Origin of the sequence: uncultured Salegentibacter sp., from assembly GCF_963972535.1 — a bacterium.
Taxonomy (GTDB): Bacteria; Bacteroidota; Bacteroidia; order Flavobacteriales; family Flavobacteriaceae; genus Salegentibacter.
In genome coordinates this window covers 1-7,400 of record NZ_CAXAVR010000121.1, presented here as the reverse complement: position 1 = coordinate 7,400, position 7,400 = coordinate 1, and the positions used below count along the sequence as shown (strand labels likewise).

Annotated in this window: 8 protein-coding genes; all 8 read left to right on the top strand. The window is 35.6% G+C overall.

Features of this window, described 5'->3' with window-relative positions:
• On the top strand, nucleotides 1–633 hold a 633-nt coding region (locus AACZ30_RS11915; RefSeq protein WP_339649566.1), incomplete at its 5' end, for a stage II sporulation protein M.
• Nucleotides 614–1,471: a hypothetical protein gene (locus AACZ30_RS11910; protein ID WP_339649564.1), complete on the top strand. Its 858-nt coding sequence runs from the start codon at nucleotides 614–616 to the stop codon at nucleotides 1,469–1,471. The genes AACZ30_RS11915 and AACZ30_RS11910, both read left to right, overlap by 20 nt.
• Nucleotides 1,471–2,229, top strand: coding sequence for a DUF4129 domain-containing protein (locus AACZ30_RS11905; RefSeq protein ID WP_339649563.1), 759 nt, complete (start codon nucleotides 1,471–1,473; stop codon nucleotides 2,227–2,229). Before AACZ30_RS11910 ends, AACZ30_RS11905 begins: the two co-directional genes overlap by 1 nt.
• Nucleotides 2,222–3,436 carry a DUF4350 domain-containing protein gene (locus AACZ30_RS11900; RefSeq protein ID WP_339649562.1) on the top strand — a complete coding sequence of 405 codons (1,215 nt, stop codon included), beginning with the start codon at nucleotides 2,222–2,224 and terminating at the stop codon, nucleotides 3,434–3,436. Before AACZ30_RS11905 ends, AACZ30_RS11900 begins: the two co-directional genes overlap by 8 nt.
• Nucleotides 3,417–4,418, top strand: coding sequence for a MoxR family ATPase (locus AACZ30_RS11895; RefSeq protein ID WP_339649561.1), 1,002 nt, complete (start codon nucleotides 3,417–3,419; stop codon nucleotides 4,416–4,418). The genes AACZ30_RS11900 and AACZ30_RS11895 overlap by 20 nt, the downstream gene beginning before the upstream one ends.
• The gene (locus tag AACZ30_RS11890; protein ID WP_339649560.1) at nucleotides 4,418–5,749 is read left to right on the top strand and encodes a DUF58 domain-containing protein; all 1,332 of its coding nucleotides are present in this window, start codon (nucleotides 4,418–4,420) and stop codon (nucleotides 5,747–5,749) included. The genes AACZ30_RS11895 and AACZ30_RS11890 overlap by 1 nt, the downstream gene beginning before the upstream one ends.
• A gap of 329 nt (nucleotides 5,750–6,078) precedes the next feature.
• Complete coding sequence (locus AACZ30_RS11885; RefSeq protein ID WP_339649558.1) at nucleotides 6,079–6,417, top strand: DUF2141 domain-containing protein; 339 nt, start codon at nucleotides 6,079–6,081, stop codon at nucleotides 6,415–6,417.
• A 105-nt stretch (nucleotides 6,418–6,522) separates the two neighbouring features.
• Nucleotides 6,523–7,400, top strand: an 878-nt coding sequence (locus AACZ30_RS11880; protein WP_339649556.1) for a LysR substrate-binding domain-containing protein, incomplete at its 3' end; no start/stop codon positions are given.

Below are 7,400 nucleotides of genomic sequence, written 5' to 3'. Positions count from 1 at the left end.
TTTTCAGCAGCATCAGATCATACTTTTGTGAGAAGTATTTTAGGCGATGCCTATGTGAATATGACTTTACAGAATATTGCTGAAGGAGATCCTATGGCGGTTTATAAAAAAATGTCTGAAACCGATATGTTCCTGGGAATTACCATCAATAATATTCGGGTCTCGCTAATGGCTTTTAGTATGGGAATCCTGGCGGGAATTGGTACGGTGTTTATTTTAATGCAAAACGCCGTAATGCTCGGCTCCTTTCAATATTTCTTTTACGACCAGGGTTTACTTTGGGAATCTGCCAGAACAATTTGGATTCACGGGACTATTGAAATTTCAGTAATTATTATTGCGGGTTGCGCAGGACTGGTAGTTGGAAAAAGTATACTTTTCCCCGGAACTTACACTCGTCTTACCTCTTTTGTAAAGGGCGTTAAAAACGGATTAAAAATCGTAATTAGTACCATTCCATTTTTTATCCTGGCGGGATTTCTGGAAGGCTTCGTAACCCGATTAACCCAAATGCCCGACTGGCTGGCAATTTTAATTATTGGCAGCTCCCTGGCACTAATTCTTTTTTACTATATTTTTTACCCCATATTTCTACATAAAAAACAACAAATTCATGAAGCAGGATTACATTGATTTTAAGCAACAGCGAGAGCTGGGCGATATTATAAGCTATACGTTTAAGTTTATTCGTGAAAATTATAAAGCCTATTTTACAAGTGTTATAAAAATTGCCTGGCCGGCGTTTCTGCTTTTAATCGCTGCCGTATCTTATTATTCGTATACCACGGTTGGAAATTCTCTAATGTTCAATCAGGATGGCGGGTTTTTTATTGGTTTTGGCTTATTAATGGTTGGGCTACTATTATATTTCTCAGTAATGAACGTGGCGGCATTTCATTTTATAAAATCCTACGTTACTAATAATGGAGAAGCCAAGCACCAGGAAGTTAAACAAGGTGTGAAAAAGGATTTAGGAAAAATGTTTGGACTTGGTGCCGTTACCTGGATCTTGATTTTCGCCGGACTTATAATTTTTATCCTGCCGGGAATTTATTTAAGTGTTCCGCTTAGTATTGCTGCTGCGGTACTTGTTTTTAAAAACGAAAGTATTGGCGGTAGTATTTCTGAAGGTTTTCATCTTGTAAAAGATAATTGGTGGATGAGTTTTATAAGCCTTTTCTTAATCTGGCTTATCGTGTATATCATCAGCCTTATTTTTCAACTGCCGGTGCTCATTTATACTTTTGTAAAAATGTTCACAATTATGGAAGAAAATTCGGCTTCTTCAACAAATGTTGCCGAATTATTTGATTGGGTTTATCTCACCTTAACCATAATTGCGTCTGCCATTCAATACCTGCTTTACGCTATTACGCCAATTGGGGTGGCTTTTGTTTATTATAACCTCAATGAAATAAAATACTTTACCGGCGCCTACGAAAGCATTGAAAATCTTGGTAAAAACGATTAATGATTAAAGTCTTTCTTCTTTTCAGTTTTATTTTCTTCGGAAACTTAATTCCGCAGGAACAAGCGATGACTGATTCTACGGAAGTGGTTCAGAATTCTTCTGAAGAAACTCTGGAAAAGGTTGATTTTGATACTGAAAAAATTAAAAATTATAAAGCGGATAAAGCATTTGACTATTTAGAAAAAATTGAAGAAGATTCCTGGTGGACACGCTTAAAACGTTGGGTTAACCTTAAATGGAATGCCTTTTTACAATGGCTTTTTGGCGATTACCAAACCAACGCTTTTTGGAGTGCAGTTCTTTCAGCTTTACCTTATATATTCCTAATCTTGGTCCTTGGTTTAATTACCTGGCTTTTTATTCGCTTAAATCCCGGGAATGCCGTGATGGCGGAACCTATTACCGGAAGGGTAAATCTTAAAAAAGAAGAAGATATCGTGAAATCGGCTGATATTTCTTCATTAATTAATGAAGCAATTCGGGACGAAAATTATCGGTTAGCGGTTAGATATTTATATTTGAAGAGCCTGCGTTTATTGGATCAAAAAGATCATATTCAGTATAGATTTCAAAAAACAAATGAGGATTATATCAACGAAATAAAGGAGACTGAAATAAAAAACCAGTTCACTAAAATCACGCGTCTTTACGATTTTATCTGGTATGGAGATTTTAATCTTTCTAAATCGCGTTTTCAGAAAGTAAACCGGGAATTTAGCCAAATGGAAAATAACCTGAAAAGCGGAAATAATGGGTAAGACTTCAAAACTCTTCTTTGCCGCATTCCTGCTTTTGGTAATTTTCCTCACTTACCTGGAGGCTACAGAACCTGAACCGGTAAACTGGACGTCCAGTTATATGAGTGACGATAAAATACCGCTGGGTAGTTTTGTTTTTTATGATAGTTGGAAAAATACTGAAAACTGGAAGTTTGAAGAAGTTGGTGTCCCACCATTCGAAAAACTATCTGATAGCCTGGAAAACGGCACCTATTTTTTCCTCAATAATGCCGTGTATTTTGACCACGATGAGTTAAATAAATTGCTTGATTGGGTTGCTAATGGAAATCATCTTTTTATATCTGCCAGGGGAATTAGTCCCGAGTTGTTAGATACACTTCGTTTAGAAAATAAGATTTTTATTCCTAAAAACGATCTAAGTTCAAAACCACAATTGAATTTTGAAAATTCAGCTTTAAAAAGAGAAACCGATTTTAAGTTTAAAAATGAATTTTCGTCACTTTACTTTCATCAAAAAGACAGTGCGCAAATCGAGGTTCTGGGAAAAATAAATATCCAGGGAGATGAAAAGAACAGTCAACCTAATTTTATAAGGTCAGGTTTTGGAAAAGGTAAAATTTACCTGCATAATACCCCTGAAGCTTTTGGGAATTACTTTTTACTAAGCAATGAGAATTACGAATATGCCGAAAATATCCTGGCTTATATGGATAAGGAAAATCAGGTATTTTTGGATAATTATTATAAAGCCGGAAAAACATATTATTCTTCCCCGCTTTATATTTTACTAAGTGATACCCGCCTTAAATGGGCCTATTATTTTCTGCTGGCCGGCTGCGTTTTGTTCATTATTTTTGAAGGAAAACGAAAACAGCGGTCTATTCCGGTGGTAGATCCTTTAAAAAATCAGAGTTACGAATATGCCAAAACTGTTGGAAATCTTTACTTAGAAGAAAAAGAATACCAAGAATTGATCTCTAAGAAAGTGAATTTATTTCTTGAATATATTCGTTTTCACTATAAGATTTCAACGAAAACCATAGACGAAGAATTCTATACTTTACTGGCGGCAAAATCTGGAAACAGCGAAGCTTCAGGAAAAAAACTTTTTGAGAAAATCGAAAAGCTCTCAAATAATAAAAGTGCCGGTAAAAGTGAGTTTTATGAACTTTCTGAGGCAATAAATAATTTTAAATCACATTCCAATGGAAAACGAAATAAATAAGGAAAACGAATCTTTAGATTTTGACAGTCGCATCCCGCTGGACGATCTTAAACAAGCGGTTTCAAGTTTAAAAAACCAACTGGCCAAAGTAATTGTAGGTCAAAACGATTTTGTAGAACTCTTAATCGCAGGCCTGCTTTCTAACGGTCACGTTTTAATTGAAGGTGTGCCCGGCGTGGCCAAAACCTTAACCGCAAAATTATTTGCTAAAAGCCTGGAGACAAACTTTAGCCGAATTCAATTTACGCCAGATTTGATGCCGAGTGATGTTTTAGGAACTTCGGTCTTAAATGCGCAAAAAGGTGAATTTGAATTTAAACCCGGACCTATTTTTTCTAATATCGTTTTAATAGATGAAATTAACCGCGCTCCTGCTAAAACCCAGGCAGCTTTGTTTGAGGTGATGGAAGAGCGCCAAATTACCATAGATGGGGTGCAGCACGATTTGGAAGCACCATTTATGGTCCTGGCTACACAAAATCCTATAGAACAGGAAGGAACTTACGCTCTACCAGAAGCCCAATTAGACCGTTTTTTATTTAAAATTGAAGTGGACTACCCGAGTCTTGAAGACGAAATAAATATTCTAAAAACCCACCACGACCGCAAGGGTTCACTACCTATTTCACAGATTGAAGCTGTTTTGAATCCTAAGAATCTAAACGAGTTAAAAGGCCAGATTCAGGAGATTATCGTGGAAGAAAAACTGATGCATTATATTGCCAGTATTGTGGGAAAAACGCGTAATCACTCTCACATTTATCTTGGGGCTTCTCCCCGAGCATCTATCGCGGTGATGAATGCTTCTAAAGCATTTGCAGCAATAAACGGAAGAGATTTTGTAATTCCAGAGGATATTAAAAAAGCACTAAATCCTGTTTTAGCGCATAGATTAATTATTAGTCCCGATCGTGAAATGGAAGGGATTACCACCAAAGAAGTAATAGAAATGATCTCGCAATCTGTAGAAATTCCACGCTAGTGCTCAAATTCTTTAAATCTTTATATTTAAATCAGCGATTTTTCTATGCGATCTTTGCTATCGCATTGCTCTTTCTATTTTCTTATTTCTTTAATTTTTTATACGGATTCACCTGGGTTTTAAGCCTTATCCTGCTATTGTTTTTTCTAGCCGATTTAGTTAGCCTGTATAAATCTAACCGAATAAATGCAGAAAGAATTCTTCCGCAGAAATTTTCAAATTCAGATGAAAATGAAGTGGAAATAATCCTGGAAAATAACTATGGCTTTTCTATTTATACTGAAATTATTGATGAAATCCCTATACAGTTTCAAAAGCGGGATTTTTTAAAACAATTAAAGATTGGCGCCGGTAATTCTGAAAAATTCAGCTATTATTTACGGCCAGTTGCTCGTGGGGAATATTACTTTGGAAAACTAAACATTTACGTTTTTACCAAAATTGGTTTGGTGAAAAGACGCTCGGTTTTTGGAAACAAGCAAATGCTGAAAGTATATCCATCTTTTATCCAGATGAAAAAACTGGATTTTTTAGCTATAGATAATCGTTTATCACAACCAGGATTAAAAAAAATTAGAAGGATTGGCCACACGATGGAGTTTGAACAAATTAAGGAATATGTGCCGGGAGACGATGTGCGAACCATAAACTGGAAAGCCACCGCCAAACAGGGCGACCTTATGGTAAATCAGTTTCAGGATGAAAAAGCGCAGCCAATTTATACAATTATAGATACCGGCCGGGTAATGAAAATGCCTTTTAATGGTTTGAGTTTGCTGGATTATGCAATTAATAGCAGCCTGGCTTTTTCTAATATAGCGCTGAAGAAAAAGGATAAAGTAGGGCTAATTTCTTTTTCATCAAAAATTGGAAATATCTTAAAAGCCAATGCAAAATTAAGCCAGTTGCAACAAATAATGGAGCGTTTATATAATATCAATACTCAATTTCCCGATTCAGATTTTAATATGCTTTACAGTAATTTGCGACAAAGAGTTACACAACGCAGTTTGCTGATGTTATACACCAATTTTGAACATATTTCGGCTTTAAAAAGACAGCTTCCCTATTTAAAGGCCATTAATAAGAAACACGTTTTAGTGGTTATATTTTTTGAAAATACCGAGTTGGATAAAGTGATAAGTAGCAATCCTGAGAATACTTCCGATATGGCTCACCAGGTAATCGCCGAAAGTTTTGCCCACGATAAAAAACTAATGGCCGCCGAATTAAGGCAACAAGGAATTAATACTTTACTCACCAAACCCGAAGATTTAAGTATAAATGCCATCAATAAATACCTTGAAATTAAAGCGAGGGGAATACTTTAATCCCGCTATTACGAGCAACGCAGCGGCGTTGTAATCTTTTACCTGGAAGTTAGCATAATTGAAGAGTTGGCTCCAGTCTTACACCAATCCCAATTTTCTTTCAGTCTTTCCTCTTTACTCTTTTTGCTCTTTTCTTCTGAAGAATCTACAATTCAGCACTCAAAAATTACAACTCGGTATTATTTATTAAATCTAAAGGATAAATCAAATTAGTTTTGAGGCTATAAACCAATAAAAATTAACTAATTATGAAAACAATTGCCATTTTATTTAGTCTTTTTCTTTGCAATCTTGCTTTAGCCTAAACAGAAAATTCGGGTAACATTCGTGTGAATGTAGATAACCTTGCTTCGGAAGAAGGAAAAGTTTATTTCGCCCTTTTTAATAAAGTTAATTTCCTCAAACAAGCACCAGTAAAGAGAGAAGTAAGTGAAATTAAAGATGGTGTTGCAGCGGTCACTTTTAGTGAAATACCCCCTGGAACCTATGCTGTAACTGCCTACCATGATAAAAATAGGAACCAGAGAATGGATTTTGAATCAAATGGTATGCCTACTGAAGATTATGGAGTCTCAAACAATCAAATGAATTTATACGGGCCACCAACCTGGGAAGATGCTAAATTCAATTTTAATGGCGAGAAGAAGGAATTAAACCTCAGGTTTTAGTTTCAGAAGTCTAATATTCATCTCTGCGTATAGATAAAATCATATTTATTTTAATTCAGAATAGAAAAAACCAATACATTTGTAGTAATAATAAAGCTTCAAATTATGACGATTACACAACTGCATTATGTATTGGCGGTTGCCGAACATAGGAATTTCACCAAGGCGGCTCAAAAGGTGTTTGTAACCCAGCCTACCTTAAGTATGCAAATTCAAAAGCTGGAAGAAGAACTGGATGTACAGATTTTTGATAGAACCAAAAAACCTATTCAGCTTACTGAAACCGGGGAAAAAATTGTGCAACAGGCGCGAAATATTGTGAATGAAAGTGACCGGATTAAAGATATAGTAGATCAACAAAAAGGCTTTGTAGGCGGTATTTTTAAACTAGGTGTAATTCCCACGGTTATGCCTACTCTATTGCCTATGTTCATCAATAATTTTATTAAGAAATATCCTAAAGTAAAGCTTAAGATTGAAGAACTAAATACCGATGCAATTATTGAACGTTTAAGAGAAGGACATTTAGATGCTGCAATTGCCGCAACCCCACTTGAACTGCAGGGAATTAAAGAAAATGTACTTTATTATGAACCTTTTGTAGGTTATATACCAAACAGTCACAGGCTTCATAAAAAGGAAAAGATTGAAATCAACGATCTGGATATAGACGATATGTTGCTACTTGAAGATGGGCATTGTTTTAAAGACGGTATTCTTAACCTGTGTAAATCTTCCAGAAATTATGATGATGACCATTTTCAGTTGGAAAGCGGAAGTTTTGAAACTTTAATAAAACTGGCTAACGAAGGTTTAGGGATGACCCTGCTCCCCTATTTGCATACCCTTGATATTAAAGATTCTGAAAAGAAAAATTTAAGGATGTTTGCAGAGCCGGTACCCGCACGAGAAGTAAGCCTTATCTACAACCGCAGTGAATTAAAAATGCAGATTATTGAAGCTATACAAAGTACCATTGCAGG